A 25,086-nucleotide genomic window follows, 5' to 3' on the forward strand; every position below is an offset into this window, starting at 1 on the left:
TTAATTTAGGCAATTACCATGAAGAGCATGAAGGACATGAAGACTTAAACCTTTCATGCCGCTTCATGTCCTTCATGGTTAAAAAATGAAAAATAAAACTTGCTCAAGTTATTTCATGCCTGTTCCTTAGCTTGTGCGGGTTGAGTGACAGCGTATTGCACCGTATGGATGTCGGCTATTCGGAGCAATACGCTGCCGGGTGTGGGAACATCCGGCTGTGTGTTTACAACGACCCAAAATAAGCCGCTAATGCTTTAAAGTCGTCCTCGCTCAGGTTGGCGACAATGCCTTGCATCGGGCCGCTTTTGCGTGAACCGTCCTTGAAAGCTTTTAATTGTTGTACAAGGTAGTCAGGATGTTGTCCGGCAAGCCGTGGAAACTGGCCGTTGCCTGCCGCCGTGGAGCCGTGGCAGCCCAAACACATGTTGGCTTTGGCTTCGCCTGACTTTGCCAATGCCGGGTCGCCGCCAGCCTTGACGGGCTTCTGGCTGGAAAAATAAGCGGCAAGGTTGGCAATATCTTCATTGCTCAGGTTGGCGGTCATCGATTGCATCATCAGATTGATGCGGTCTCCAGCCTTGAATGCTTTGAGTTGATTGGCTAGGTAGATCGATTGTTGCGCCGCCAGAATGGGCCATTGCGCGCTACGGCTGTTGCCTTTTTCACCATGACAGCCGACACAATTCTCTGCTTTTTTCTCTCCTGCCGAGATGTCTGCCGCCGAAACCGGCAAAGCTAGAAAAACAGCCAGCAAGAAAGATAAGGTAAGGGGGTTCTGTAGTGAGTTCATGGTTCACCTCTTGGGATAGGATTAGACTAACTGTTTGGCGAAGTCTGCCTTTCACAGATAAGGCTTTTACTATACAACTAAAAAGATTAACTGGTAATAAAAAAGTTAAGGTGTGGCGCGTATATGCAAAATGGCGGGAGAGGAAGATCTGGTTGGAGTTTATGCGCACATAAATGTGGCAATTTGAGCGTCGTCTATGTTTTGGGCAGGGAAAGGATTGCTATGTTCAGGGCTTCTGAACATAGCAAGAAGCAAGGTTATTTTACGATGCGTAAATTTGGCTTGGAGGTCGGTTTTTTTACCGGTGGCGGCGGCTCATCGTCTTCATTGTCTTCCGGGTCGAAGATCATGCCTTTGCCGTTTTCTTTGGCGTAGATTGCCAATACTGCGGTTACCGGGGTGACAATGTGCATCGGTTTCCCGCTAAACCGGGCATTAAATTCAATTTCTTCGTTGCCGAGAGAAAGCCCCTGTATCGCTTCAGGTCTTATATTTAAAATGATCTTGCCGTCTTCAATAAATTCTGTCGGTAAAATCGCACCGGCATTTTCTGCATCCACCAGAAGATGCGGCGTCAGGCTGTTGTCAATAATCCATTCGTATATCGAACGAATTAAATAGGGCTTTAGAGATGTCATTTTTGCTAGGGTTTTATTTTAAAGGCTCGATCATTTCTTTCTCGGCGTCGCTAAGACTACGCTTGAAAGCGGCTCTGTTGAATATGCGCTGGGCGTAATTGGTGATCGCTTCGCTGGGCGTCGAGATGTCAATGCCTATGCTGGGCAGACGCCATAACAAGGGCGCAATGACGCAATCTATCAGCGAAAACTCATCGCTCATAAAAAAGGGTCGAGCGGCAAAAATAGGCTCGGCGGACAAGATGCTTTCTCTAAGCATTTTCTTTGCGCGGGCGGATTTTTTCTCGCCGGAAAATAGAATTTCGTCCAGTAACTGATACCAGTCCTGATCGATGCGCTTAATCAGCATTCTGGCGTTTGCCCGTGAAACCGGGTCCATTTGGTGTAAAGGAGGGTGCGGAAAGCGTTCGTCCAAATATTCCATGATGATGCGCGAGTCATAAAGAACCAGATCGCGTTCAATCAATGTCGGTGACGTGCCGTTAGGATTAAGCTCAAGTAAATCCTCCGGGGGATCAGTCGGGTCATAATATTCTATGTCTGCGACAACTCCTTTCTCGTGTAAAACAAAACGGGCGCAGTGGCTCATCGCGCATGTTGGAGATGAGAAAAGCGTCATTACAGATTTACGAGTAATATTTGTCACGAATAACAACCTCTTTAAAGACGGTAGAGCAATAAAAAAAAGGATATTATAACAGATTGGCGAGGTTTTTATTTGCCGTTGTTCGGCGTTGGCCGCGCTGAGGGATAAAGCCTGTGCTGAGTGTGTCGAAAGGGTGTTTCAAGCGGGAGTGATGGGCTGTTTCGGCAGCCCATCTTATTGCTCTGCTAATGATGCTTTATACGCTTAAGAATTAATGGATCTTTTTCCAGTATTCTTTTTTCAGCAGGTAAGCCACAACTAAAAACATCAAAATGTAAAATATCACGTATTTTCCGATACGCTGTCTTTCGAGCTGCACGGGTTCACCGACATACACCAGGAAATTAACCAAGTCATTGACGAAAATATCAAATTCTCCTGCGGACAATGTCCCCGGTTCTTTAAGAACTAAATTGGTGTATTCATCCCCCCATATATTTTTTTTATGCTCTGCATGTTGCTCACCTTGTAATTGCCAGAGTGGGTTAGGCATGGCGGTATCTTGGAAGACCAGGTTGTTTACCCCTCTAGGGCTTTTGGGATCGATATAGTAACTTTTCAAATAGCTGTACAGCCAATCCGCACCGCGCGATCTGGCAATTAACGACAAGTCTGGCGGTTGTGTACCAAACCATTTTTCCGCATCATGCTTGTTCATGGCGCTGTGGAGTTGGTCGTAGATGCTTGCTCCTTCAGGAGCAATGTCTTTTAGCATCTTTTTTTGATCGACATCGGTATCGAGGGCAATACGCAGGTAACGAATATGCTTGATTGAATGGCAGCCAAGACAATAAGTGACGAAGTGCTTCGCTCCTCGTTGCAATGAAGCATTATTGGAAAGATCGATACTCGCTTCTTGCAGTTCAATGTCTTCCGAGGCGGTAACCCCAAAAGACAGTAATAACAGTAAAAGTAATGCCGCTAAGTTTTTCATATTAATCCAGACTCCCTATTGCTTTTTTTACTAACCGAGTAATAACGTTTCTTATGCCTTCGGGATTAGGTTGTCTGGTAAAAGAAGAGCCTTTAAAAGCAGTATGGCCAATTTCGGTAGCTGCCGGTTTTAATACCGTAATTTCCTCAATTAACGCGGGCAATTGCTCCTCAAGACTATGTACCGTGGTTAAGCGTTTTGGCACCGGTTTGGTCTTTTCCCAGCGGGTATAGAGCGGCATTAACAGGAAGAAACCGAAGTATATCGCGGTGAAGATGCGCGCTAATATTGTTGCTGTCGGCGTTGCGGGTTGCGTACCTAAATAGCCCAGCGCCAGGAAACTGATTACAAATAGGGCCAGCGCTTTTTTATAAATGCCGCCGCGGTAACGAATCGATTTGACGGGACTGCGATCCAGCCAAGGCAACAGGAACAATACGACAATCGCACCGCCCATGCCGATAACCCCGGCAAATTTGTCGGGAATCGCTCTTAAAATGGCATAGAAAGGCGTGAAATACCAGACTGGCGCTATATGTTCCGGGGTTTTCATCGGGTCGGCAGGAATGAAGTTTGCATGCTCAAGGAAGTACCCCCCCATTTCCGGCATGTAAAAAATAACCGTGGCGAAAAACAACATAAACACGGCCACGCCGACGATGTCTTTGACGGTGTAATAGGGATGAAAAGGAATCCCGTCTACAGGATGTCCCCAGGGATCTTTGGAGTCCTTGATTTCAATGCCGTCCGGGTTGTTGGAACCCACTTCATGCAAGGCCACGATATGCAGGAACACCAGCATGACCAACGCCAGCGGCACCGCAATAACATGAAAGGCGAAGAACCGGTTCAAGGTTGCATCGGAAACCACATAGTCGCCTCTGAGCCAGAGCGACAAGTCGTCGCCGATCACAGGAATGGCGCTGAACAGCGAGATAATAACCTGCGCGCCCCAATAGGACATCTGTCCCCAAGGCAGCAGATAGCCCATAAACGCTTCGGCCATCAGGGCGACGAACAACAGCATGCCGAAAATCCAGATCAGTTCGCGGGGATGCTTGAACGAACCGTACAGCAAGCCTCTGAACATGTGCAGATAAACGACGATAAAAAACGCCGACGAACCGGTCGAGTGCATGTAGCGAATCAGCCAGCCCCAGTTCACATCGCGCATGATGTATTCGACGGAATCGAACGCCAGTTTGGCGTCCGGTTTGTAGTTCATGGTCAGAAAAATACCGGTCAAGATCTGGTTAACCAGCACCAGCAACGCCAGCGAACCGAAGAAATACCAGAAATTGAAGTTTTTAGGCGCATAATAATGCGTCATGTGTTCATTCCAGAGTTTGGTCAGCGGAAAACGAGCCAAAATCCATTCGTTACATTCAGTTATGCGGCTAGGTTTCATGCGCTTGCTTCCTCTGCGGATTCACCAACAACCAATAGGGTGTCGGTAATATAACGGTAAGGGGGGATTTCCAGATTAGTTGGCGCCGGTACGCCGCGATAAACGCGACCGGCCAAATCAAACCAGGAGCCATGACACGGACAGAAAAAGCCGCCTTTCCACTTGTCGCCAAGATCGTTGGGGGCTATTTCGGGTCGGAATGTCGGCGAGCAGCCCAAGTGCGTACATAAACCCACGGCAACAAAAATTTCCGGCTTAATGGAGCGCGCCGGGTTTTTGCTGGATTCCGGCTGTATGGATTCCACAGAAAGAGGATCCCTCAGTTCATTGTCCAGGGTTTTCAGCGTTTCAAGAACCTCAGTGGTTCGGTTGAGTATCCAGACCGGCTTGCCTCGCCATGCGACCCTGATTAACTGGCCGGGCTCCATTTTGCTGAGATCAACTTCAACGGGAGCGCCGGCCGCCATGGCCTTGGCGCTAGGTTGCATTTGAGCAAGAAAAGGAACTGCCAAGTAGCCTGTGCCGACTGCGCCGACCACGGTCAAAGCCGAGGTTAAAAACTGGCGTTTGGACTGATCGACGCCTTTATTATTCATTATAGAACTCTCCTGATTAGGTCTGCGCCTCTTATGGGCGCATTATTTTTCACCGCCAATATACCATTAGAGCTTATAAGATTTGAAGTGCTTATGCCGCAGGTTTTAGCGTTTGTTATATATTAAAATGGCCCGATGCCATCACATGATTCACAAGTCCATGATGTTAAAAAAAATTGTTGTTTTTTAGCGGAGCGATAACAGCATTAATTTTTTTATATAACTAGCGTGTATTCGATGGATCGGTAAGGTAATTATCCTTCGGCTCCAAGACAAGTTCCGATTATGGTTTGTCTTGCACGTAGTCGAAGAGCGTGTTCAGGCTGTTTGTTAATGCGGCAAGAAATGCTGCATTTTCTTCCGGTTTACCTATGGTTACCCGCAGGCAATCAGCCAGCAAACCGCCTTGAGCGCTCAGGTTTTTAATTAAAACGCCCTGTTGTTTTATGGCGTCGAAAATTTCGTTTGCCCGGTTTTCCGGTGTTTTAAACAGGATAAAATTTGCAGCGCTGGGATAGGCGGTAATGCCGCTCAACTCATTAAGCCGCTGAAAGACGATCGACCGTTCAGCGCAAATCTGTTGGGTTTGCCGATCGAACAATACCTTGTTGGACAAGGCAAAGTTTGCGCTTACCTGGGTAAGAATATTGATATTGTAAGGCAGGCGGATTTTATCGAGTTGCTCGATGAGGTCCGGCGTTCCGGCAATATAGCCGAGGCGCAAACCCGCCAATCCCAGTTTCGATACGGTGCGCATGACCAGCAGGTTGTCATATTGCCCCAGACTGTCGATGAAACTGGCGTCGGCAAAAGGCGCATAGGCTTCATCGATCACCACCAAACCCTTGGCGGCTTTTATGATGTCCCGGACCGACGCTTCGGAAAATAAATTGCCGGTAGGGTTGTTCGGGTAGGCCAGGAAGATCACCGAAGGCTGATGCCGTTCTATCGCACCAAGCATGGCCGGTAAATCCAGGTCAAAGCTTCCCTCTAGCAATGGAATGGCGTGGTAGCCCAGTCCCAGGCACAGGCTCAGCTGTTTATACATCACAAAACCGGGATCCGGCGCCAACACGCAGGCATCGGAAGGCAGCGCCATCAACAGCAACTGGATGATTTCGTCGGAACCGTTGCCCAGCAGCACATCGAATTGATCGGGTATGTTATTCAGGCGTTTAATGGTGGCAGTCAGGTGCCTGGCTTCAGGATCGGGATAGCGGTTCAGCGGGCAGTCTTTCAATGCTTCCAGCCAGTCTTTCTTAATGTCTTTAGGCCAGCTGTAGGGATTTTCCATCGCATCCAGTTTAATCAAGCCTGTGGCGTCGGCAACTTTATAGGCGGACATTGCCAGGACTTCTTTGCGGAAAAGGGAGGAAAGCAGATTATTTTCGGACATATATGAGGTTCAAGGCAAAAGGTGCAAGGTGCAAGGCAAAAGGTGCAAGGCGAAAGGCTTTAGTGCAAGCGGATGGTTCTTTTCGCCCTTGGCCCTTCGTCTTTAGCCTTCTTTTAACTTGGTTTTATCCTGAATTCCGCGGAGCGCGCATGGGCGGTCAGGCTTTCGCCCCGCGCCAATATCGATGCGGTTGTGCCCAGCGTATCCGCACCCGTTTGGGAACAGTTGATCAAGCTGGAGCGTTTTTGAAAATCGTAAACCCCCAACGGCGAAGAAAACCGTGCCGTGCTGGAGGTCGGCAAGACATGGTTGGGGCCTGCGCAGTAATCGCCCAAGGCTTCGGCGGTATAGCGGCCCATGAAAATAGCGCCCGCGTGGCGAATGTTTTTGCACAAGGCTTCCGGGTCTTCAACCGAGAGCTCCAGATGTTCGGGCGCAATAATGTTGGCCACATCGGCGGCCGCGTTTAGGTCGCTGACCTTGATCAATGCGCCGCGCGTCGTCAATGATGTCCTGATGATCTCTGCGCGTTCCATGGTCGGCAATAACCGATTGATACTTTGCTCAACAGCATCCAGATAAGCTGCGTCAGTGCTGATCAATATGGACTGAGCATTTTCATCGTGTTCCGCCTGCGAAAACAGGTCCATCGCAATCCAGTCGGGGTTGGTTTCGCCGTCGCAGATAATCAGGATTTCCGAAGGTCCGGCAATCATGTCGATACCGACTTGGCCGAACACCAGTTTTTTGGCGGTAGCGACGTAGATATTGCCGGGGCCGACAATTTTCGCCACCGCAGGAATGGTTTCAGTACCGTAAGCCAGCGCGGCGACGGCCTGCGCACCGCCCATCGTAAATACGCGGTCTACACCGGCCAGATAGGCGGCCGCCAGAACCAGTTGATTGGTTTCGCCCTGAGGCGCGGGCACGACCATGATCAATTCGCCGACGCCTGCGACTTTGGCGGGAATCGCATTCATCAACACCGAAGAAGGGTAGGCGGCTTTTCCGCCCGGCACATAAAGTCCCACGCGGTCCAGCGGGGTTATTTTTTGCCCGAGTACGGTGCCGTCAGCCTCTGTGTATTGCCACGACTCCATTTTTTGGTGTTCGGCATAAGCGCGGATACGGTTAGCGGCTGTTTGCAGCGCCTGGGACTGCTCGGCCGGTAAGCTGTTCCAGGCCGATTTGAGAATTTCCGGCGGCAATTCCAGCTCGGAGGCTTGCGCGATAGTGCGTTGATCGAAGCGGTTGGTGTATTCGACAACCGCTTTATCGCCGCTTTTTCGGACGTCGGCAATGATAGCCAGGACGCGCTGATGAATTTCCAGGTCGTCTGTTTCATCAAAAGCCAGCAGATTTTTTAATTGCCGGTCAAAATCGGCAGAGGAGGCATCGAGTCGGGTGATGTTTATATTAGACATGGCGGTAACCAAAAATTTCAAATGATGCAATATATTCAATCCAATGTGTAAAGGATCGATCAATTCACCACGAAGACACGAAGTACACGAAGTCTTCTTTGGTTTTCTTCGTGTCTTCGTGGTGCAATGCTTTTAAATTGAGTTATGTAGGGTACGCTTCGCGTACCATTTTTCAAAACGCACTCCAAATTTAAAAAAGGTACGCGAAGCGTACCCATTCGTCTTGCCTTGTTTTTAGCCTCTTTTCGCCAGCGTCTTTTCAAACTGGTCCAGCAATGTTTGAATCGCCTGATGCTTCATTTTCATCGCCGCTTTGTTGACGACCAGTCTGGAGCTGATGTTCATAATCAGATCCCGCGGTTCCAGGTCATTGGCCTTCAGCGTGTTGCCGGTATCGACCAGGTCGACAATACAATCGGAAAGGCCGACCAGCGGCGCCAGCTCCATCGATCCGTACAGTTTAATGATTTCCGCCTGTATGCCTAAGCCGGCGAAATAGCGTTGGGTTATTTTGACGTATTTGGTCGCAACCCGAACCCGTCCGGCAATCGGCGGCGCGTCTTTGTGTGCTGCGGTCATCAATCGGCAACAGGCGATGTTTAAATCCAACGGCTCATACAGGCTTTCAGCGCCGTGTTCCAGCAGGATGTCTTTCCCGGCGATACCCATGTCGGCCGCGCCGTATTCAACAAACGTAGGCACATCGGTGGCGCGGATGATGACCAGCTGAACATCGTCCCGGGTGGTTCGTAAAATCAGCTTACGGCAGGTAAGCGGGTCGTCAATCGGCGTGATGCCCGCCTCTGCCAATAACGGCAAGGCGTCCTCATAAATCCGGCCTTTAGATACGGCGATAGTCAGCATAGTTAAACCTTATCGTGGGACGCGGCGTATCGTCGCGCCCAATTGAGAGAGTTTTTCTTCGATATGATCATAGCCCCGGTCGATATGGTAAATGCGATCGACCAAGGTATCCCCTTCGGCGACCAGCGCGGCGATCACGAGACTTGCCGAAGCTCTTAGGTCAGTCGCCATAACCGGTGCGCCGGTCAGTTTTTTAACGCCGGTGCAGATGGCGGTATTCGATTCCAGCTTAATGTCGGCACCCATGCGCATCAATTCCTGAACATGCATGAAGCGGTTTTCAAAAACCGTTTCAGTAATGGTGCCCACGCCGTCGGCGATAGCGTTCATCGCGGTGAACTGGGCCTGCATATCGGTCGGGAAGGCCGGGTAGGGCGAGGTGCGAACCGAAACGGCCTTGGGCTTTTTGCCGTGCATATCCAGCTTGATCCAGTCTTCGCCGGTAGTAATGTCAGCGCCGGCTTCAACCAGTTTTTCCAGAACGGCATCGAGAATATCCGGGCGGGTGTTTTTAAGCCTGATGCTTCCGCCGGTAATTGCCGCGGCAATCAGGTAGGTGCCGGTTTCGATCCGGTCGGGAAGAATGTCGTAGTGGATGCTGTCGACACCCAGCTTTTCAACGCCTTCGATGACCAGCACGTCGGTGCCTATGCCGGTGATTTTGGCGCCCATTTTGTTAAGAAAGTGAGCCAGGTCGGTCACTTCCGGTTCCTTGGCCGCATTTTCAATAATCGTGGTGCCTTCGGCCAGGGCGGCCGCCATCAGCAGGTTTTCGGTACCGGTAACGGTGATTTGCTCCAGAACCAGACGGCAGCCTTTAAGCCGGGCCGCTTTGGCGTGGATAAAACCGTTTTCGACGCTAATGTCGGCGCCCATTTTCAGTAGACCGTTAATATGTATGTCGACCGGGCGCGAGCCGATAGCGCAGCCGCCGGGCAAGGATACATGAGCTTCTCCGAACCGGGCCAATAAGGGACCCAGCACCAGGATTGAGGCGCGCATGGTTCTGACCAGCTCGTAGGGCGCTACAAAACTGTTGATTGTGCTGGAGTCGACCTCGATATTCATTTTTTCGTCAACGGTCAGATTGACGCCCATGCGTCCCAGCAGCTCCATGGTTGTCGTGATGTCATGGAGATGCGGAATGTTGCCGACGCTGACCGGCGCTTCCGACAGCAAGGTGGCGGCCAGGATCGGTAAGGCGGCATTTTTGGCTCCGGAGATACGCAGCTCGCCAGAGAGTCGTGCGCCGCCGGTAATAATTAGTTTATCCATATGAATTAAGGTAAAAGATTCAAGGTCAAAGGTTCAAGGCTAATCGGCTTGAACGGCAAAATGGCTTGATTGGTCAAAGCCGCTGAGTTTGGCAAGATTTAGCAATTGCTCGGGAATATTTTTGAAAACTATTTGCGTTCTATTTTGCCGGGAATATTTTATCCACTCAATCATTAACGCAAGCCCCGCGCTGTCCGTACTGGAAACGAGGCTAAGATCGATGGTGATTTCTCTTGCGGCTTTTAAGAAAGAAATCGATTTCAGAGTCTGTTTGTCGATGGTCGCAAAGGTTAAAGCGCCATCGATCACAAAATGCACGGGACTCTCTTTAATGATATTCAGTTGGCTCACTTTTTTTCTTCCGCGGATTTAAACAGGAACTGGCCGAGCGCCTTTTCCAGAATAATGGCGGAATTAGTGACGTCAATTTTCCCACCGTCTTTTAAATATTCCTCGGAACCGCCCGCGTCCAGGTTGACGTATTGTTCGCCCAACAGGCCCGCAGTAAAGACGCTGGCAGTGGTGTCGTCCGGCAGCGTGTTGTATTGCTTGTCAATGCTCAGTTTTACAACCGATTCATAGGTTTTGGGGTCGAAACTGATAGCGCTGACTTGGCCGATTTTAACGCCTGCCGATGAAACCGGCGACTTAACCTTTAAGCCGCCGGAGTTTTCAAAACGGGCGGTAACCGTATAGGTGTCGTGCGCGGTAAAAGAGCTTAAATTACTCACTTGCAAGGCAAGAAAAAACAACCCGACTATGCCTGCTGCGACAAAGAGTCCGACAAAGGTGTCTTGGGTATTGGTGTGTTGCATGTTAATCATCTCCAAACATGAGTGCGGTCAGGATAAAGTCGAGACCTAAAATACTAAAAGCAGAATTGACTACGGTACGTGTGGTGGCCCGGCTGACCCCTTCAGACGTCGGGATTGCATCATAGCCCTCAAACAACGCTATCCATGAAGTGATAAAACCAAACACCAAACTTTTGATAACGCCGTTGACGATGTCGTCCTGAAAATCTATGTTCGCCTGCATTTGCGACCAGTAAGCGCCTTCATCGACGCCTAACAGCCCCGAACCGACCATTTGTCCGCCGATAATGCCCACCGCACTGAACAGGGCGGCAAGTAGGGGCATGGACAAGAAGCCGGCCAAAAAACGGGGCGAAATGATGCGCTTGATCGGGTCAACGGCCATCATTTCCATGCCCGACAGCTGTTCGGTTGCTTTCATCAGGCCGATTTCAGCTGTTAATGCGGAGCCGGCCCGTCCTGCAAATAACAGCGCGGTAACGACGGGGCCGAGTTCTCTGACCAGCGAAGCGGCAACCATGACTCCGAGCGTTTCTTCAGCGCCGAAATCGGAGAGTATGTAATAGCCTTGCAAGCCCAGAACCATGCCGACAAACAGTCCTGAAATGGTGATAATCAGAAAAGACAGCACGCCGACCGAATACATCTGGTTAAGCAGGAGCCTGGGGCGGGGCAATACGCTGAGTATCCCGGAAGTTGTCTGTAACAGGAAAAACGTGCCGCGGCCAATTTTGGTAAAACCGGTGCGGGTGTTTTTGCCCAAATGCTGTAGAAGTTCAATCATAAGTTAAGGTTCAAGGTAAAAAGCGTAAGGTGCAAGGCAAAAAATCTTGCACCTCAATAACGTTTGCCGGTCGACAATAAGTCGTCGACATAATCTTTTGCCGGATAATGAAAGTGTACCGGGCCGTCGGCCGCACCGTTCATAAATTGCTGTACCCAGTCGGATTCGGATTGTTCAATTTCCTTGGGCGTACCCTGACCGACGACTTTGCCTTCTGAAATGACATAAATATAATCCGCTATCGCCGCCGTTTCCTGAACATCATGAGAAACAATGATGCTGGTTAAACCCAGAGTGACGTTCAACGATTTGATCAGGTGAACCAAGGCCCCCTTGGAAATAGGGTCCTGTCCGGTAAAAGGTTCATCGTACATGATCATCATCGGGTCCAGCGCAATGGCTCTGGCCAACGCAATACGCCGGGCCATGCCGCCGGACAGTTCGTTAGGCATCAGGTCGCGCGCGCCTCTCAATCCCACCGCCTGGAGTTTCATCAACACCAGAGTGCGGATCATGGATTCGGGGAGATGGGTATGTTCGCGTAATGGGAAAGCGACATTATCAAAAACACTCATGTCGGTTAATAACGCGCCGCTTTGGAATAACATACCCATGCGTTTACGCAGCTCGTACAGCTCTGCTCGGCGCAGGCGGTGGACATTGTTGCCGTCGACGGTAACGGAGCCTTGTGCGGGAAACAATTGTCCGCCGATCAGCTTCAACAGGGTCGTTTTGCCGGTGCCGCTAGGCCCCATGATCGCGGTAATTTTACCGCGTTCAAATTCGAGGGAAATATCGTCAAATATTTTCCTGTCGCCGCGGGAAAACGACAAATTTTGAACAGAGACCAGGCTGTTTTGCGGAGAGACGCTGTTATCCATGCGTAATTAGGATCGAGTGAGAAAATTAAACAGGCTATTTTCTATGACTACTCCCTGTTAAGTCAATCTATTGTGCCGATTGCTTCAGAGGGAGGTTGAATTACGACGGACAGGATTGCAAATGCGTTTGCTGTAGCCGCCGTTATTGCAATAGCGGCCGATGTAAATTGAGCGGAGCCTTGGCTTCAATGACGAAAAATAATGGCGTTTGGTTTTCGGATATTTTGAAGCCTTTTTCCTCGTGGTTGCGTCACAAACTAATCAGCCGAACGTCTACGTCATGAAGCAAGCAAATAACGTATTCCTGTCATAGCCTATGCTGACATGCGCCTAGTTAATATATAGAGAGGGACAAAACATGCCGATCGACCCGAAATTGGCTCAATCGATAGACCAAGTATTGAAATATCTGCCGGATGTGATCTTTGATATTCAGAACAGGAAAGATTATGCCAAAAACCCAGCCTTTGCCGTCGACATCAGCCGCTTAAACGATTTCAAGCAGCAGCTGATGATCGTGAAAGACGGACCAATGCCGTCATCGAGCACATTAGCCGGAATACAGGGTACAGTAACAAACACCATCCTGCCGATGATCGAAAGCCTAATTTCCGCCAATCTAGTCATGGCCAATATGGGGCAATTAAACACCAACCGGACTATCGAACCTAAGGACGCGATAGATCAGAATGTGAAGCTGGCGTCGCTGCAAAACGCTCTCCAAGGCATGCTGCCTTACTTGCCGAAAGCCGAACGCAAGCTTATTCCTCCCAGGGTTGTCGGGGGCAAATTGTTATTCAAACATTGATAAAAGCCCAAGTCATAGAATGGGAGGAAAAATGAAATTAAAAAACGTGAAAGACTGGGACGCCATCGAAAACTTTCTTACGGCGCATGGGCAACATTATTATTACGGATATAAAGATTGTTACAACGATCTGAATCAGGACAAAACCTATACTGACGACGAAGCCGGGGCGAGGGAGTTAAGCCGGGATTTGATGGCGGTTTTAAATAATAAACTCGATGTTAACAGGCAGGCGCAAGACTCCGTACAGAAAAAATTAATAGAGATTTGCGAGTTGATTCGTGTCGGCAGGGCCGGAGGCGGCCCGCTTTTTGGGTCACCCACGGCAACTTGGTACGGCGATGTCGTTATGAACGGCTTATGTTTTGGCTTTACCGAAATATTTAAAGGACACACCGATTGGGAAATGGCGCTTTGGGAAGCCATTGTTGCTTGGCGGCCAATTGCAGGGGACACGGCGACATGTTTGGCGGCATTGAATGAATATTTGGACAGAGCCGTCAATTGGAGTGACGGATTAAAGGCCAACCGGGCTCTGGAGGGAGCTCTGATGTTGAAAGAAGCCTGGGAATACATGAATTTGGAAAGCACGGATTATGGCTTTGCTCCAGCCTGGCTGGATTTGGTGGGCACTGCCGCGACCACCACGCTTGTAGACAAGGGAGAAGTGACCAAAAACATTATCACTTTAGGGGATGCCAGGATTTTCATTGGATCCGTTGGCAACTTGGTCGAGCTGGACGCGTTGAAAACCGGGGGCAGCGCTTATATTCTCGAAATAAGCACACCTAACCATTCGATGATGGCAAGGTTTAATAATGGCGTAATAGACGCATTGGAGTCCGAGGAAAACGGAATAGACGTTGTTACAAATTGGAATGCGCTGGCGGATTTTTTATGGGCAGGTATCCAAATAGGTTATACGCAAGGGGACACCATACCTTTGAATATTGACGTTAAGCGTTTGGCTCCCAACGGGACGGACACCAGTGACGGCAAGATAGATATGACCGGCATATAGACGCCGTGCTCTAGGCCAGGCGGGCCATCCCTGTTTTCCGCACCATTTTTCAGGCAATCGGTTCCGCATACATCACAGGCTTGGGCTGACATGCATGTCGCGTCCCGCTCCAAAAAAACAGCTCCCAATTCCCCATAACTCGGGAGGATGCGGGATTAGTGGGTTAAAAAATTTTTGAGCGCTGGCTTATACCTTAGTAAATCCAAAACATTTCGTGTATCCTTTTTCGGTAAACCCGTTGACCCTGCCGCTTCGCCTCTTCCGAATGAAGTCGAACGGCGAATTAAAGAAATATGCCCGGCTCAGGTTATGAATTTAGCCGCGCTATTTCGCATAGACTAAAAATTTCATCGTGAAAAACTCCACTGCAAACTATCTGGTCGGCATCGACCTAGGCACAACGCATACCGTCGTCGCTTACGTCAAAGCCGATAATACTCATCAGGAAATACAAATCTTCCAAATCGAGCAGCTGATTGCTCCCGGCCAAGTCGCCGCAAGGCCGTTGTTGCCGTCGGTGCGTTACCATCCCGCAACCGGCGAATTGTCCGAGGCCGATCTTTCATTTCCCAGCGCGGTTGAGACCGCTGTCATCGGCGAGGCCGCCCGCCTGCTCGGCGCCAAAAGCAAAGGCCGGTTTGTCACCAGCGCCAAAAGCTGGCTGTCGCATCCGTCGGTCGATCATACTGCCGACATTCTGCCCTGGGGCGGCGGCGATGACGTCGGCAAGGTTTCCCCTATCGCCGCCAGCGCCAGCTATCTGTCGCACATTCGGACGGTTTGGGGTCATCAATTTCCCGATGCGCCGCTGGAACAACAGGATATTGTGATTACCGTCCCTGCTTCGTTCGATGAGGCGGCGAGATCCCTGACGCTGGAAGCGGCGCGGCTTGCCGGATTGCCTAATGTCCGGCTGCTGGAGGAGCCGCAGGCGGTTTGTTACGACTGGCTAAGACGGCATGCCGGGACGGTTAAGCAGGCGCTGGCGAATGTGCATCTGCTGCTGGTTTGCGATGTCGGCGGCGGCACCACTGATTTAACGTTGATTAAGGTAGAGCAGGGCGAGCAGGAGCCTAAATTAACCCGCATCGGGGTCGGCGATCATTTAATGCTCGGCGGCGACAATATCGACTTGGCCTTGGCGCATCTTGTCGAAAGCCGCTTGGGTAATGGAGAAAAACGCCTGTCGGCGGCCGATTTGTCGCAGCTGATAGAACAATGCCGGATTGTCAAAGAGCGCCTGTTGGCCGACGATGCGCCGGAGCAAATCAACGTCACCTTATTGGGAGGCGGCTCCAAACTGATCGGCGGTTCCCGTTCCGTTGCGCTGAGCAAAGAAGAGGTCAGAACCATTGCGCTGGACGGCTTCTTCCCGTTGTCAGGCCTCGACGATTTGCCGGACAGAAAACGCAGCGGCGTGGTCGAGTTCGGCTTGCCGTATGCGGCGGAACCCGCGATCAGCAAACATATCGCCGCGTTTTTAAAGTTGCACAACACCGCCTCCCTCGAAGCCCTTTTGGGGCAAGGCAGCGTCCCCGACGCCTTGCTGCTGAACGGCGGCGTGTTCCGCAGCCAGCCGATTACCCAGCGCATGACCGATTTAATCCAGTCATGGCGCTCCGCTCCCCCGGTATTGTTGGAAAACAAGCACCCCGAACTGTCCGTCGCGTTCGGCGCGGTCAGCTATGCGATTGCAAGGCGGGACAAGAAACTCAAGATCGGCGGCGGCTCGGCGCGCAGTTATTTCCTGCTGGTCGATACCGAGGATTCCAGCAAGCAGCAAGGCCCTTCGACTGTGCTCAGGACAGGCATTTGCATTTTGCCCAAAGGCAGCGAGGAAGGCGATGAAATCATCTTGAAAGACCGGCGTTTTGCACTGCGTTTAGGTGTGCCGGTCCGTTTTCACTTGGTTTCCTTGTCCGGCGACGGCGAATTCAAACCGGGCGATGTGGCTGAAATTACCGACTTGTTTCATTCCTTGCCGCCCCTGGCCGTGGCGTTTGAAGGCGATGCGGGCAAGCCGAATGCCGAGGTCATCGTCGAGCTGGCGGTCACCCAAACCGAGGTCGGCACGCTTAAGATCCAATGTATTGCAGTTGAGGACAGCCGTCAGCGTTGGGATGTCGAGTTTCAAATCAGGAAGAAGGCAACCGGTTTGCAAACGGACGCCGCTTTGCCCGCCAATGTTGACCGGATCGTCGAGCAGATACAGGCTGTTTTCGGCGCCAAATCCAGGCAGGTTGATCCCAAGGCGGTCAAAAACCTGCGCGCCGACCTGGAAAAACTCACCGGTACGGCGCGTACCGAATGGACGACGCCGTTGCTAAGAGCCATGTTCGGTACTTTGCTGGAAGGCGCCAAATACCAGCGCCGCTCCGAAAATCACGAACGCGTCTGGCTGAGTCTGACCGGTTTTTGCTTGCGGCCGGGTTTCGGCTATCCGCTGGACGACTGGCGCGTCGAGCAGTTATGGAAAAACTATCCGCAAGGCATTCAGTTTGTTAACGAAACCCAAAACTGGAGCGAATGGTGGACATTGTGGCGGCGGGTTGCGGGCGGCCTGGATGCTGCGGCGCAAGAGAAGATTTTTTCCGACATCGCAAAATTCCTGAATCCTGCGGCGGCAAGGCAGCCCGGCGTTGCCAAGCAGATCAAAATCCGCAGTTACGACGACATGGTGAGGTTGGCCGCCGTTCTGGAACGCCTGCCGGTCGCCGATAAAATACAATTGGGCGAATGGCTGTTGAAACGCCTGCAAAAAGCCGGCGAACCTAGCCAGACCTGGTGGGCGGTAGGACGCATCGGGGCAAGGGTGCCGTTCCACGGCAGCAGCCACAATGTCATCCCTGCCGAGACCGTCAGTCCGTGGTTGGAACACATGTTGACGGTAGACTGGAAGAAAATTCCGCAGGCCGGTTTTGCCGCTGCGCTGATTGCCCGGATGAGCGGCGACAGGGCGCGGGATATTGGTCAAGCTATGCGTCTACAGATCGTCGAAAAACTGAAACTGGGTAAAGCGCCCGCATCCTGGATCGATATGGTCGAACAGCTGAAAGAGTTGGACGAAAAAGAAGAAAAACAGATTTTCGGCGAGGCGTTGCCGCCGGGATTGAAACTTGTCAATGAAGCCTAGCGCTTAAAGAAGGGAACAATGAAGCTGGTTGGTATCGTGATCGTTACAGGGCTGATCCTGCTGTATTTTATAGATGCGGCGTTTAAAATTAACCCGTTTAATACGGAAATGTTGATACACAGTGGGTTGAGGTTTCTGACCGGTTTTATAATTCTTGGCATAGGGGTTTTTTATACCGGTAAAATCAGGCTCAAATATGCGCTTTTTCTTGTATTGGCCCTGGCGTTGGCTGATGACATCTGGGATTACACCAGGGATGTGAATAGTTTTAGCTTCGAAGTCATGCTGCACAGCATCTATATGTTGTTATGGGGGTCTTTGGCGGGGTATGTGCTGATGAAGCAGTGGCTGAATGGCCGTGATGCAAGGTGAGCAATGGACTGGCGGGTAAAAAAAAGCCTTCACCGCGCTGGCAAGCGATGAAGGCCAACCCCTAAGAGAGAAGTATCAACTACGTGTATGAATACTCAGCTTTCGTCATTTTTGGAGTTAGCTCTATATCCGTAAATTGAATAAGCGGCAATGATCATTAAATACACACTGAGTGCAGGCAGTTCACTGGGTTTCTCGGCTGTAGCCTGAGGAGTCGTATGGCTGTTAACGACATGGGCAGTTAATTGCGCGCCCGGTGAATTTTCCTGATTCAGCGCTATTTTTACGGTTGAAGACGTTGGGTCGGGTATGGATATGTTCGGTTTTTCCTGAACTTCAACAGCATAAACATTAAATGACAAAGTTAATGCGGCCAAGTAAGCCGATATGCTTTTTATATTCATTGTTGCACACTCACGAAAAAGGAAAGTCGATCAAATAAAGTAGCGATACGAAACTATTATCGATTTATTTCATTATGATGACAACGTTTTTTTATGAATGATTAGGTAGGCGGTAGGGTGACGCAGGAAGCGGTTGCCTTGGACGTAGCGCAAACCACCGCGGAGCTGATGGGTGAGGACTGTTTTTGGCGGTCGCCTGTTTGCCGGTGCTACAAATTCTCCGCATTTAACAGTATCACTTCAATCTCCTCGGTAATTTCTTCCTGGCGATAAATCTGGGATTTTCTTTGCAGCTTTACGGTTTCATCGTCGAGGTGATTTACCGCGCCCTCCAGATGCTGGAGGCGGCGGTGGTTTTCGGCCATCAGCGAGATATAAAAAATTTCGTGCAATACGGCAAATAAATAATGATGCAGCAAGTCCGCAAAAAATTCGCCGGGTTCCAGATTGAGTATCGGCGGGTTGCCGTAATGCTGGGTTTGCCCGTTTTGCCGAGGGAACGGAGGCAGCGCCTGCCGTTGGGCGATTTGATTGGGCGCGGTATCGTGATAAACGACGGTCAGCTGTAAGGCGGAGACGGCTTTAGTTGCAGTCCCGCCGTCGTGCAATGAGCTGATCGCGTCAATCAGGCGGTTAATGACCGCGGGTATTTCTTCGGCGACATTGGCGCCTTCGAGTGTCGCGATAACTTCGGCGGCAATGTCCTCTTGCCGGTTGCAAAGCCGGCTGCCGATGGCGATAACGCCGGTATAAGCCCCGGTTGCGATCGCATTAATCAGGCTTTCGTTAAAATCGCCGCAGAAACCGCGTTCCGCGCCCAGCAAAATGCAGACATGCGCGGCGTTGTCGTCGACCGCTGCCGGGCCGGGATAAAAATCCAGAAAATCCAGCGCCGTCCGCTCAATGTTAGCCACGGCTTGGCCCTGCATAGTTTTCAAACGCTGGAGTTTATGTATTTCCATGAGAGCCAGGTTTTTCATGGAATTTAAAATGCTGCGTATCTCCGTGAGTTGGGTGATGTGCAGTTGCAGTTCGCGGCTTAGGCTCATGACGGTTTAAGCCATTCGCCGAGCGTTTCCAGCCATTGATCTTGACCGCTGTTCAACGTCAGGGTCACGGTTTTGATGCCCTGTTCGATCCGAACCAACAGTTGTGCAATATCTTTAGGGTCGGCTTGGTTAAACAGTCCGCCATTAAACGCGGTCAGCCAGGCCAGTTGAAACAGGTTGCTGTGCGGAGCCAGTCGATCCTGTTTGAGTATTTCCCGTAGCAGCCGGCCCCGCGTGATCCGGGCTTCCATTGAGGCTTCCAGGCGCTGACCGAAACGGGTAAAGGCTTCCAGTTCCAGAAATTGCAGGTAATCCAGTTTCATTTGTCCGGCCTGGTCTCGGATGCACCGGTCCTGCGCCTTGCCGCCTATCCGCGATACCGACCGGGTGATGTCGATGGCCGGGCGGAATCCCGACACGAACAGGTCGTTATCCAGATAGATCTGACCGTCGGTAATCGAGATCAGGTTGGTCGGGATATAGGCGGCAATTTCACCCTGCTTGGTTTCGATGATCGGCAAGGCGGTCATGCTGCCGCCGCCGTTTTCGGCATTCAGGCAGGTCGAGCGTTCCAGCAGGCGGGAATGGACAAAAAAGATGTCGCCCGGATAGGCCTCGCGGCCGGGCGGGCGGCGCAATAGCAAAGACAGTTCCCGGTAAGTCCTGGCGTGGGTGGACAAGTCATCGTAAATAATCAGCGTGTCCCGCCCTTGCGCCATCCAGTATTCGGCCAGCGCGCAACCCGCAAACGGGGCGATATATTGCAGGCCGGGCAGGGCGCTGGCTTCGGCGACCACGCATACCGTGTAGTCCAGTGCGCCGTGATTTTTCAGGGTTTCCAGGGTGCTGACCACGGCAGAACGTTTCTGGCCGATCAGCACGTAGATGCACACTACATTCTTGTCTTTTTGGTTAACGACGGTATCGATCGCGATTGACGTTCTGCCTAGGCCTTCATCGCCGACGATCAATTGCCGCTGTCCTTTGCCTATCGGAATCAGCGTGTCGATAATTTTTATGCCGGTGTACAGCGGTTTATGGACAAAATCGCGGGCGATAATCGCGGGTGAACCTTGTTCCAGGTTTTCGCGCCCTGACGGAGACGGCGGTGCTTGCCCGTCCAGCGGCGTTCCCAGCGGGTCGATTACCCTGCTTAAAAACGCGTTGCCGACCGGTATGCTGAGCGAGTGTTTGGAAAGACGAACCGTGGTGCCCGCCGTCAGGGCTTCGGTTTCATACAGTAAAATCGCGCCGATCCGGTCGCGGTTAAGGTCGAAGACCATGCCCCGGCTGCCGTCGGCAAAAACCAGGATGTCTTCGATAGCTGCCGACGGCAGGCCCTTGATCCAGCTGATGCCGTCGCCGATGGAGACCACCGTTCCTTGTTCGATGATACGCAGTCCCGGCCGGTAATTGGCCAGCCAGTCGGCCTGTTTGTCAAGCAGACTGCCCGTTGCCGCCGGAGCGGCGATGACGGCGTCTCCGCTCTGGAACGTGCTGACGATAGGGTTTTCCGGGTTATTCGGGAGCATTGGCAATCTCGGCGAAACCGGTCAGTTCGTGTTGCAGGTTGGCGTTTAAAACCCAGGCGCCGATGTCCATGCGCAGACCGGCGAGCAACACGGCATCCTGATGATATTGAAAGTTGATTTGATTGTTGATTAACAGGGTCAGTCTTTGTTCCAGTTGCCGGCGCATTTCAACAGGTAATGCGTAGGCGGTGGTTATTTTGATGGGTACCGATTTTTTAGCGCCGAGCATCGTCAAACACAACTTGCAGGCTTCCGGCAAGGTCGTCAGGTTGTCCAGCAGCAGGGTAAACAAGCGGGCTTCCAGCTCAGGTCCTGCGGCCTGTTGCAGCAGCATTCCTGCAAACTTGGCGCCGTTCTGCAAGGCCTGTTTTTCGGCTTGTTGTTGCAACTCCCGGCATTGTTTCGACAGCGCCACTTTGGCTTTTTGCCGTTCTTGGTCAAGATCGGCATTCAGCCTGTCCAGTTGCGCCCTTCTTTCAGCCTCCAGCTGTTGTTGCAGGGCCGCCATAGCCGCCTGTTTTTCCTGTTCCCAGAGCTTTTGCCGGTTTTCATAAAGGCTGCGCTGCTGTTCCGCCTGTTGTTGCAGATTTTTTGCGTCGTTAAGCGATTGGTCGATGAACTGCTTGCGCTTGGCAATCACGTCCAGCAATGGCTTGTAAAAAAGCCGCTGCAAAATCCAGATCAAAATCAGGAAGTTGATGATTTCAAGAACAAAGGTGGAGAGGTTGAATTCCATGTTTGAGCCTTCGAATTATTTAACGATGTATTCAAGCAGCGGATTCCGAAACAGCACGATCAAAATAATAACCAGACAATAGATAGCCAGCGATTCGATCATGGCCAAGCCGATAAACAAGGTGCGCATAATCGACCGTTCCGATTCCGGTTGCCGCGATAAGGCCTCCAGCGCGCTGCCGATGGCTTTGCCCATCGCCAGAGCAGGGAGCATTACGCCAATCGCGATGCCGATAATGGCGGCGATGCTGGACCCAAGGACAATCGAGGCAATGTCGGACATAAGTTACTCCTGTGAATTAAGTTGTTGGGATTGTATGGCGCCGGCCAGATAGATCAGGGCCAGCATGCCGAAGATATAGGCCTGTACCAGCGCTTCAATGATATGCAGCATTAAAATCGGAATCGGCGCGAGAAATCCCGCTACCAGCAATATCAGCATGGCCGCCATTTCCAGGCTCATCATATTGCCGAATAAACGGATAGCCAGCGCCAGAGTTCGGGTAAATTCGCTGATAATATGGAAAGGCAGCAAAATCGGGCTGGGCGTCAGGTAATGATGCAGATAGTTTTTTAAGCCCTGGGTTTTTATGCCGAACCAATGCACCGAGAAAAACACCAGTACCGCGAGCGCCGAGGTCACCGAAAGATCGCGGGTCGGAGAATGCAATCCCGGTATTAACCCGACCAGATTGGCAATGATCAGGAACAGCCAAAGGGAGGCGATAAAAGGCATGATTTGCCGCCCGTGTTCCGGCGCGACTGCGGTAATGGCATCGTCGATAGCCGCGACGATGCCCTCAGCGGTGGTTTGCATTGAACCCGGCAACATGTCCAGATGCCGGGTTGAAAGCCAGGCTATCAGTGTAACCGCCAGCATGATTCCCCAGGTGGTGATGAGGGATAAGCCGATCACTACGGGACCGATAGCCAATGTAAATTCGTTTTCCATGATTCAGCCTAATCTTTAATCAAGAAATACACATTAAAAATCCCAACAACCAATCCGGTAAACAATAAACTGAGCGTCCATCGCGTTGAGTAACCATCCAGCATACCGTCCAGCCAATGCCCCAAATAAACGCCGCCGATAACAGGCAATACCATGACCAACCCCAGTGTGCCGATATAGACGGTTTGGGACAGCAGATTCGGCCGATCATGTTCGGCCTTTTTGATGCGTTTGATCTGGCTTTCGATTTTCTTTTTGAGGAGCTGTTGATTATTCATCATTGCCAACCTGTCTTGCGATTAAGCGCCAACATGCGTTTTAGCATGGCCTGTTCCATTTTATACAGACTCTCTTTGGTAGCGCGCAGGTTTTCTTCCTCGGCGATCAATTGCTGTTCCAGCAAGTTGCTGATCCGCTCAAGGTCGGTGTCGATCAGAAAATGCCGGGTGCTGATCGTCAACTCATTATTGTTGAAATAAGCCACCGCTCCCGGCAGCGCCAGGTACTGCCAGTCATCTGTCGCCAGACGAAAACGCGCCAGACCGAAAACCAGGGTGGTCATGAACCGGGCATGATTGGCCTGGATGCCGAAGCAGCCCGTAGCGTCCTCGCCGACAAAGGAGGTGACGCCGGCGATGCGTTGTTCGTGGCTCGCGTCGAACAGGTTCAGTACGAATGGGTTCATTAAGGGCAATTTTCCATAACAGGTAAATATCTTAAAGCATTTTTTCACCACGAAGGCACGAAGGACACGAAGTTTTAAATATATGAGTTAAAGCTATTTTCCTTCGTGCTCTTCGTGCCTTCGTGGTGAATTTTTTAAGTTTTTAACCGGGTTCCTGCATCGATCCGCGCATATAGCATTGCTCCTCGGATAGCTCGTCATAGTGCCCCGCCAAAAAGGCTTCGCAATCGGTCAGGGTTTGCGCCAGAGGCACTGAAACCCCGGTTTGCTTGGCAGGGTCGGCCAGAACCGCAAACGGCTGGGTCAGGTAACGTTGCAATTTACGGGCGCGCATGACGATTTTCCGGTCAACCTCGGCCAGTTCTTCCATGCCGAGCATCGCGATAATATCCTCCAGTTCATGATAGCGCGCCAGATGTTCGCGTACACCTTGCGCGACGGCATAATGGCGATCCCCCAGAGTATGCCTGTCCATCAGCTTGCTGCTGGAGCGCAACGGGTCGACGGCCGGGTAAATGCCTTTGCTGGCCTGATCCCTGGATAGGATAACCGTGGTGTCCAGATGGCTGAGTATGGCGCTGACCGCCGGGTCGGTCATGTCATCGGCCGGCACGTAGACCGCCTGCACCGAGGTGATGGCGCCTTGCCGGGTGGACAGGATGCGATCCTCCAACTCGGCGACTTCGGAAGTCAAAGTCGGCTGGTAACCTACCGTGGCAGGCATGCGGCCCAGCAGGCTGGAGATTTCACTGCCCGCTTGCACGAATCGGAACACATTATCGACCACAAACAGCACTTCTTTATGCAGCGTGTCGCGCAGGTATTCGGCATAAGTCAGCGCCGACAGGGCGACGCGAAAACGCACGCCGGGCGATTCGTCCATTTGCCCGAACACCAGCAAGGTATCGTCCATGACCCCGGCCTGTTGCATTTCCCGCCATAATTCGTGGGCTTCGCGGATGCGTTCGCCGACCCCGGCAAAAACAGAAACCCCTTTGTGGATCGCAGAAACGGCATGGATAAATTCCATGACCAGCACGGTCTTGCCGACACCCGCGCCGCCGAATAATCCGGTTTTTCCGCCTTTCACGAAAGGGCATAACAGATCGATGACTTTAATGCCGGTTTCCAAAATGCCGCTGATGCCGATGGCTTCGGATAATGGCAGCGGTTTAGCGTGAATATTGCGGAATTCGGTTTTAGGCAAAGGCGGCAGTCCGTCCAGCGGTTTGCCGAATATATTCAGCAAGCGGCCCAGACATTGTTCGGATACCGGGACATGCAGCGGCGCGCCGGTATCGTATACGCTCATGCCCCGGCTTAATCCGGCCGTGCCGTGCAGGGTGATCGCCCGGATGTGCCGTTCATCAAGGTGCTGATGTACCTCGAATAGATAGGCGGCATGGTCAAAGCGAGTGAACAAAGCCTGGCGCAAAGGCGGCAGCTGGGTGCAGTCGATAATCACCACCGGGCCATGCACTTCAACGATGGTGCCGATGACTGGCCGGGATTCCTGTAAATTGTCCAATAGCGGCTACTCCAACTGTGGTGAATAAAACACAGAGCTTTGATAATAAACTATAGATACGAACCGCTACAAGGATGTAGGAGGTAGGGCTCCAAAAGTAGGCGCTTTAAATGACGCAACGGACACGATTCGGTTCTCAATCTTTCCTGCCGGATGCGAAGCTTTGGCTTTCGTAATTTGTCGACCTTTTATATGCAAAGAGGCGGTGCGTTTGCGGTGATGTTTTCTGAATAACGTTGTGGCGGGATGGTGGGTTTTCGGTTTTCAAATTAATCAAACAGTGCGTAGAGCGTTGTAACTTAGATTCAACTCATAAGTGCAATCGGCACTAATCGGAAAAGAAAAAGGTTAACTGATATAGTTTCACGCTTTTTTCAATCCGACCAAAGACGAGAAAGCGCATGAGAAACTATAAA

At 51.4% G+C, this 25,086-nt stretch carries 27 protein-coding genes; 4 read left to right on the forward strand and 23 right to left on the reverse strand.

The window, feature by feature from the left end; genetic code table 11:
* Positions 1-223: 223 nt before the first annotated feature.
* The 14 genes from V3O24_RS03215 to V3O24_RS03280 all read right to left on the reverse strand — a co-directional run bounded on the left by V3O24_RS03215 (position 224) and on the right by V3O24_RS03280 (position 12,451).
* Complete coding sequence (locus V3O24_RS03215) at positions 224-790, reverse strand: cytochrome c (protein WP_331306174.1); 567 nt, start codon at positions 788-790, stop codon at positions 224-226.
* A 257-nt stretch (positions 791-1,047) separates the two neighbouring features.
* On the reverse strand, positions 1,048-1,428 hold the full coding sequence (locus V3O24_RS03220) for a ClpXP protease specificity-enhancing factor (RefSeq protein WP_331306175.1): 381 nt from the start codon (positions 1,426-1,428) through the stop codon (positions 1,048-1,050).
* A 13-nt stretch (positions 1,429-1,441) separates the two neighbouring features.
* Entirely contained in the window at positions 1,442-2,047 is a 606-nt protein-coding gene (locus tag V3O24_RS03225; protein WP_104424917.1) for a glutathione S-transferase N-terminal domain-containing protein, read from the reverse strand.
* Between the two features lie 238 nt (positions 2,048-2,285).
* On the reverse strand, positions 2,286-3,008 hold the full coding sequence (locus V3O24_RS03230) for a cytochrome c1 (protein WP_331306176.1): 723 nt from the start codon (positions 3,006-3,008) through the stop codon (positions 2,286-2,288).
* A gap of 1 nt (position 3,009) precedes the next feature.
* On the reverse strand, positions 3,010-4,416 hold the full coding sequence (locus V3O24_RS03235; RefSeq protein WP_104424919.1) for a cytochrome bc complex cytochrome b subunit: 1,407 nt from the start codon (positions 4,414-4,416) through the stop codon (positions 3,010-3,012).
* A complete protein-coding gene (gene petA, locus V3O24_RS03240) occupies positions 4,413-5,012 on the reverse strand; it encodes a ubiquinol-cytochrome c reductase iron-sulfur subunit (protein WP_331306180.1) in 600 nt (199 codons plus the stop codon). The genes V3O24_RS03235 and petA overlap by 4 nt, the downstream gene beginning before the upstream one ends.
* Positions 5,013-5,295: 283 nt before the next feature.
* The gene (gene hisC, locus V3O24_RS03245; protein ID WP_331306182.1) at positions 5,296-6,408 is read right to left on the reverse strand and encodes a histidinol-phosphate transaminase; all 1,113 of its coding nucleotides are present in this window, start codon (positions 6,406-6,408) and stop codon (positions 5,296-5,298) included.
* Positions 6,409-6,521: 113 nt separating this feature from the next.
* The gene (gene hisD / locus V3O24_RS03250) at positions 6,522-7,832 is read right to left on the reverse strand and encodes a histidinol dehydrogenase (RefSeq protein WP_331306184.1); all 1,311 of its coding nucleotides are present in this window, start codon (positions 7,830-7,832) and stop codon (positions 6,522-6,524) included.
* Between the two features lie 234 nt (positions 7,833-8,066).
* The gene (gene hisG, locus V3O24_RS03255) at positions 8,067-8,696 is read right to left on the reverse strand and encodes an ATP phosphoribosyltransferase (protein ID WP_104424922.1); all 630 of its coding nucleotides are present in this window, start codon (positions 8,694-8,696) and stop codon (positions 8,067-8,069) included.
* 9 nt (positions 8,697-8,705) lie between these two features.
* Positions 8,706-9,971, reverse strand: coding sequence for a UDP-N-acetylglucosamine 1-carboxyvinyltransferase (gene murA, locus V3O24_RS03260; RefSeq protein ID WP_104424923.1), 1,266 nt, complete (start codon positions 9,969-9,971; stop codon positions 8,706-8,708).
* A 39-nt stretch (positions 9,972-10,010) separates the two neighbouring features.
* On the reverse strand, positions 10,011-10,322 hold the full coding sequence (locus V3O24_RS03265) for an STAS domain-containing protein (protein ID WP_104424924.1): 312 nt from the start codon (positions 10,320-10,322) through the stop codon (positions 10,011-10,013).
* Positions 10,319-10,786, reverse strand: a complete 468-nt coding sequence (gene mlaD / locus V3O24_RS03270; RefSeq protein WP_104424925.1) for an outer membrane lipid asymmetry maintenance protein MlaD — start codon at positions 10,784-10,786, stop codon at positions 10,319-10,321. The genes V3O24_RS03265 and mlaD overlap by 4 nt, the downstream gene beginning before the upstream one ends.
* A gap of 1 nt (position 10,787) precedes the next feature.
* Entirely contained in the window at positions 10,788-11,570 is a 783-nt protein-coding gene (gene mlaE / locus V3O24_RS03275; RefSeq protein WP_104424926.1) for a lipid asymmetry maintenance ABC transporter permease subunit MlaE, read from the reverse strand.
* Positions 11,571-11,623: 53 nt separating this feature from the next.
* Positions 11,624-12,451 carry an ATP-binding cassette domain-containing protein gene (locus V3O24_RS03280; protein ID WP_104424927.1) on the reverse strand — a complete coding sequence of 276 codons (828 nt, stop codon included), beginning with the start codon at positions 12,449-12,451 and terminating at the stop codon, positions 11,624-11,626.
* 358 nt (positions 12,452-12,809) lie between these two features.
* On the opposite strand from V3O24_RS03280, the gene V3O24_RS03285 reads away from it, so the two are divergent.
* The 4 genes from V3O24_RS03285 to V3O24_RS03300 all read left to right on the forward strand — a co-directional run bounded on the left by V3O24_RS03285 (position 12,810) and on the right by V3O24_RS03300 (position 17,785).
* A complete protein-coding gene (locus V3O24_RS03285) occupies positions 12,810-13,259 on the forward strand; it encodes a hypothetical protein (protein WP_331306191.1) in 450 nt (149 codons plus the stop codon).
* Between the two features lie 31 nt (positions 13,260-13,290).
* The gene (locus V3O24_RS03290) at positions 13,291-14,280 is read left to right on the forward strand and encodes a hypothetical protein (protein WP_331306193.1); all 990 of its coding nucleotides are present in this window, start codon (positions 13,291-13,293) and stop codon (positions 14,278-14,280) included.
* A 352-nt stretch (positions 14,281-14,632) separates the two neighbouring features.
* On the forward strand, positions 14,633-17,413 hold the full coding sequence (locus V3O24_RS03295; protein WP_331306195.1) for an Hsp70 family protein: 2,781 nt from the start codon (positions 14,633-14,635) through the stop codon (positions 17,411-17,413).
* Between the two features lie 18 nt (positions 17,414-17,431).
* Positions 17,432-17,785 (forward strand): hypothetical protein, encoded by a 354-nt coding sequence (locus V3O24_RS03300; protein WP_331306197.1) that lies wholly within the window; start codon positions 17,432-17,434, stop codon positions 17,783-17,785.
* Positions 17,786-17,880: 95 nt separating this feature from the next.
* On the opposite strand, the gene V3O24_RS03305 is transcribed toward V3O24_RS03300, so the two are convergent.
* The 9 genes from V3O24_RS03305 to atpD form a co-directional block, all read right to left on the reverse strand.
* Positions 17,881-18,189, reverse strand: coding sequence for a hypothetical protein (locus V3O24_RS03305; RefSeq protein WP_331306199.1), 309 nt, complete (start codon positions 18,187-18,189; stop codon positions 17,881-17,883).
* 209 nt (positions 18,190-18,398) lie between these two features.
* Positions 18,399-19,238, reverse strand: a complete 840-nt coding sequence (locus tag V3O24_RS03310) for a F0F1 ATP synthase subunit gamma (protein WP_331306200.1) — start codon at positions 19,236-19,238, stop codon at positions 18,399-18,401.
* Positions 19,235-20,770 (reverse strand): F0F1 ATP synthase subunit alpha, encoded by a 1,536-nt coding sequence (locus V3O24_RS03315; RefSeq protein WP_331306202.1) that lies wholly within the window; start codon positions 20,768-20,770, stop codon positions 19,235-19,237. Before V3O24_RS03315 ends, V3O24_RS03310 begins: the two co-directional genes overlap by 4 nt.
* Entirely contained in the window at positions 20,757-21,506 is a 750-nt protein-coding gene (locus V3O24_RS03320; RefSeq protein WP_331306204.1) for a F0F1 ATP synthase subunit delta, read from the reverse strand. The genes V3O24_RS03315 and V3O24_RS03320 overlap by 14 nt, the downstream gene beginning before the upstream one ends.
* A 15-nt stretch (positions 21,507-21,521) precedes the next feature.
* Positions 21,522-21,788 (reverse strand): ATP F0F1 synthase subunit C, encoded by a 267-nt coding sequence (locus V3O24_RS03325; protein ID WP_104424935.1) that lies wholly within the window; start codon positions 21,786-21,788, stop codon positions 21,522-21,524.
* A 3-nt stretch (positions 21,789-21,791) separates the two neighbouring features.
* Complete coding sequence (locus V3O24_RS03330) at positions 21,792-22,457, reverse strand: F0F1 ATP synthase subunit A (RefSeq protein ID WP_104424936.1); 666 nt, start codon at positions 22,455-22,457, stop codon at positions 21,792-21,794.
* An 8-nt stretch (positions 22,458-22,465) separates the two neighbouring features.
* Positions 22,466-22,738 carry an AtpZ/AtpI family protein gene (locus tag V3O24_RS03335; RefSeq protein WP_258076703.1) on the reverse strand — a complete coding sequence of 91 codons (273 nt, stop codon included), beginning with the start codon at positions 22,736-22,738 and terminating at the stop codon, positions 22,466-22,468.
* Positions 22,735-23,142: a F0F1 ATP synthase subunit epsilon gene (locus V3O24_RS03340; protein WP_331306207.1), complete on the reverse strand. Its 408-nt coding sequence runs from the start codon at positions 23,140-23,142 to the stop codon at positions 22,735-22,737. The genes V3O24_RS03335 and V3O24_RS03340 overlap by 4 nt, the downstream gene beginning before the upstream one ends.
* A 142-nt stretch (positions 23,143-23,284) precedes the next feature.
* Entirely contained in the window at positions 23,285-24,670 is a 1,386-nt protein-coding gene (gene atpD, locus V3O24_RS03345) for a F0F1 ATP synthase subunit beta (protein ID WP_331306209.1), read from the reverse strand.
* Positions 24,671-25,086: the final 416 nt, after the last annotated feature.

The organism is Methylobacter sp. Wu8, from assembly GCF_036440755.1.
GTDB classification, from domain to species: Bacteria; Pseudomonadota; Gammaproteobacteria; order Methylococcales; family Methylomonadaceae; genus Methylobacter_A; species Methylobacter_A tundripaludum_A.

Bases quoted from the DNA above. Each gene is read 5' to 3' on its own strand.
- V3O24_RS03335 (WP_258076703.1), bottom strand. From the start codon at position 22,738: ATGATGAATAATCAACAGCTCCTCAAAAAGAAAATCGAAAGCCAGATC.
- petA (WP_331306180.1), bottom strand. From the start codon at position 5,012: ATGAATAATAAAGGCGTCGATCAGTCCAAACGCCAGTTTTTAACCTCG.
- hisG (WP_104424922.1), bottom strand. From the start codon at position 8,696: ATGCTGACTATCGCCGTATCTAAAGGCCGGATTTATGAGGACGCCTTG.
- V3O24_RS03280 (WP_104424927.1), bottom strand. From the start codon at position 12,451: ATGGATAACAGCGTCTCTCCGCAAAACAGCCTGGTCTCTGTTCAAAAT.
- V3O24_RS03230 (WP_331306176.1), bottom strand. From the start codon at position 3,008: ATGAAAAACTTAGCGGCATTACTTTTACTGTTATTACTGTCTTTTGGG.
- hisC (WP_331306182.1), bottom strand. From the start codon at position 6,408: ATGTCCGAAAATAATCTGCTTTCCTCCCTTTTCCGCAAAGAAGTCCTG.
- V3O24_RS03330 (WP_104424936.1), bottom strand. From the start codon at position 22,457: ATGGAAAACGAATTTACATTGGCTATCGGTCCCGTAGTGATCGGCTTA.
- V3O24_RS03315 (WP_331306202.1), bottom strand. From the start codon at position 20,770: ATGCTCCCGAATAACCCGGAAAACCCTATCGTCAGCACGTTCCAGAGC.
- V3O24_RS03300 (WP_331306197.1), top strand. From the start codon at position 17,432: ATGAAGCTGGTTGGTATCGTGATCGTTACAGGGCTGATCCTGCTGTAT.
- V3O24_RS03325 (WP_104424935.1), bottom strand. From the start codon at position 21,788: ATGTCCGACATTGCCTCGATTGTCCTTGGGTCCAGCATCGCCGCCATT.
- V3O24_RS03305 (WP_331306199.1), bottom strand. From the start codon at position 18,189: ATGAATATAAAAAGCATATCGGCTTACTTGGCCGCATTAACTTTGTCA.
- V3O24_RS03310 (WP_331306200.1), bottom strand. From the start codon at position 19,238: ATGAGCCTAAGCCGCGAACTGCAACTGCACATCACCCAACTCACGGAG.
- V3O24_RS03320 (WP_331306204.1), bottom strand. From the start codon at position 21,506: ATGGAATTCAACCTCTCCACCTTTGTTCTTGAAATCATCAACTTCCTG.
- hisD (WP_331306184.1), bottom strand. From the start codon at position 7,832: ATGTCTAATATAAACATCACCCGACTCGATGCCTCCTCTGCCGATTTT.
- V3O24_RS03220 (WP_331306175.1), bottom strand. From the start codon at position 1,428: ATGACATCTCTAAAGCCCTATTTAATTCGTTCGATATACGAATGGATT.
- V3O24_RS03235 (WP_104424919.1), bottom strand. From the start codon at position 4,416: ATGAAACCTAGCCGCATAACTGAATGTAACGAATGGATTTTGGCTCGT.
- murA (WP_104424923.1), bottom strand. From the start codon at position 9,971: ATGGATAAACTAATTATTACCGGCGGCGCACGACTCTCTGGCGAGCTG.
- V3O24_RS03340 (WP_331306207.1), bottom strand. From the start codon at position 23,142: ATGAACCCATTCGTACTGAACCTGTTCGACGCGAGCCACGAACAACGC.
- V3O24_RS03290 (WP_331306193.1), top strand. From the start codon at position 13,291: ATGAAATTAAAAAACGTGAAAGACTGGGACGCCATCGAAAACTTTCTT.
- mlaE (WP_104424926.1), bottom strand. From the start codon at position 11,570: ATGATTGAACTTCTACAGCATTTGGGCAAAAACACCCGCACCGGTTTT.
- V3O24_RS03285 (WP_331306191.1), top strand. From the start codon at position 12,810: ATGCCGATCGACCCGAAATTGGCTCAATCGATAGACCAAGTATTGAAA.
- V3O24_RS03225 (WP_104424917.1), bottom strand. From the start codon at position 2,047: ATGACGCTTTTCTCATCTCCAACATGCGCGATGAGCCACTGCGCCCGT.
- mlaD (WP_104424925.1), bottom strand. From the start codon at position 10,786: ATGCAACACACCAATACCCAAGACACCTTTGTCGGACTCTTTGTCGCA.
- V3O24_RS03215 (WP_331306174.1), bottom strand. From the start codon at position 790: ATGAACTCACTACAGAACCCCCTTACCTTATCTTTCTTGCTGGCTGTT.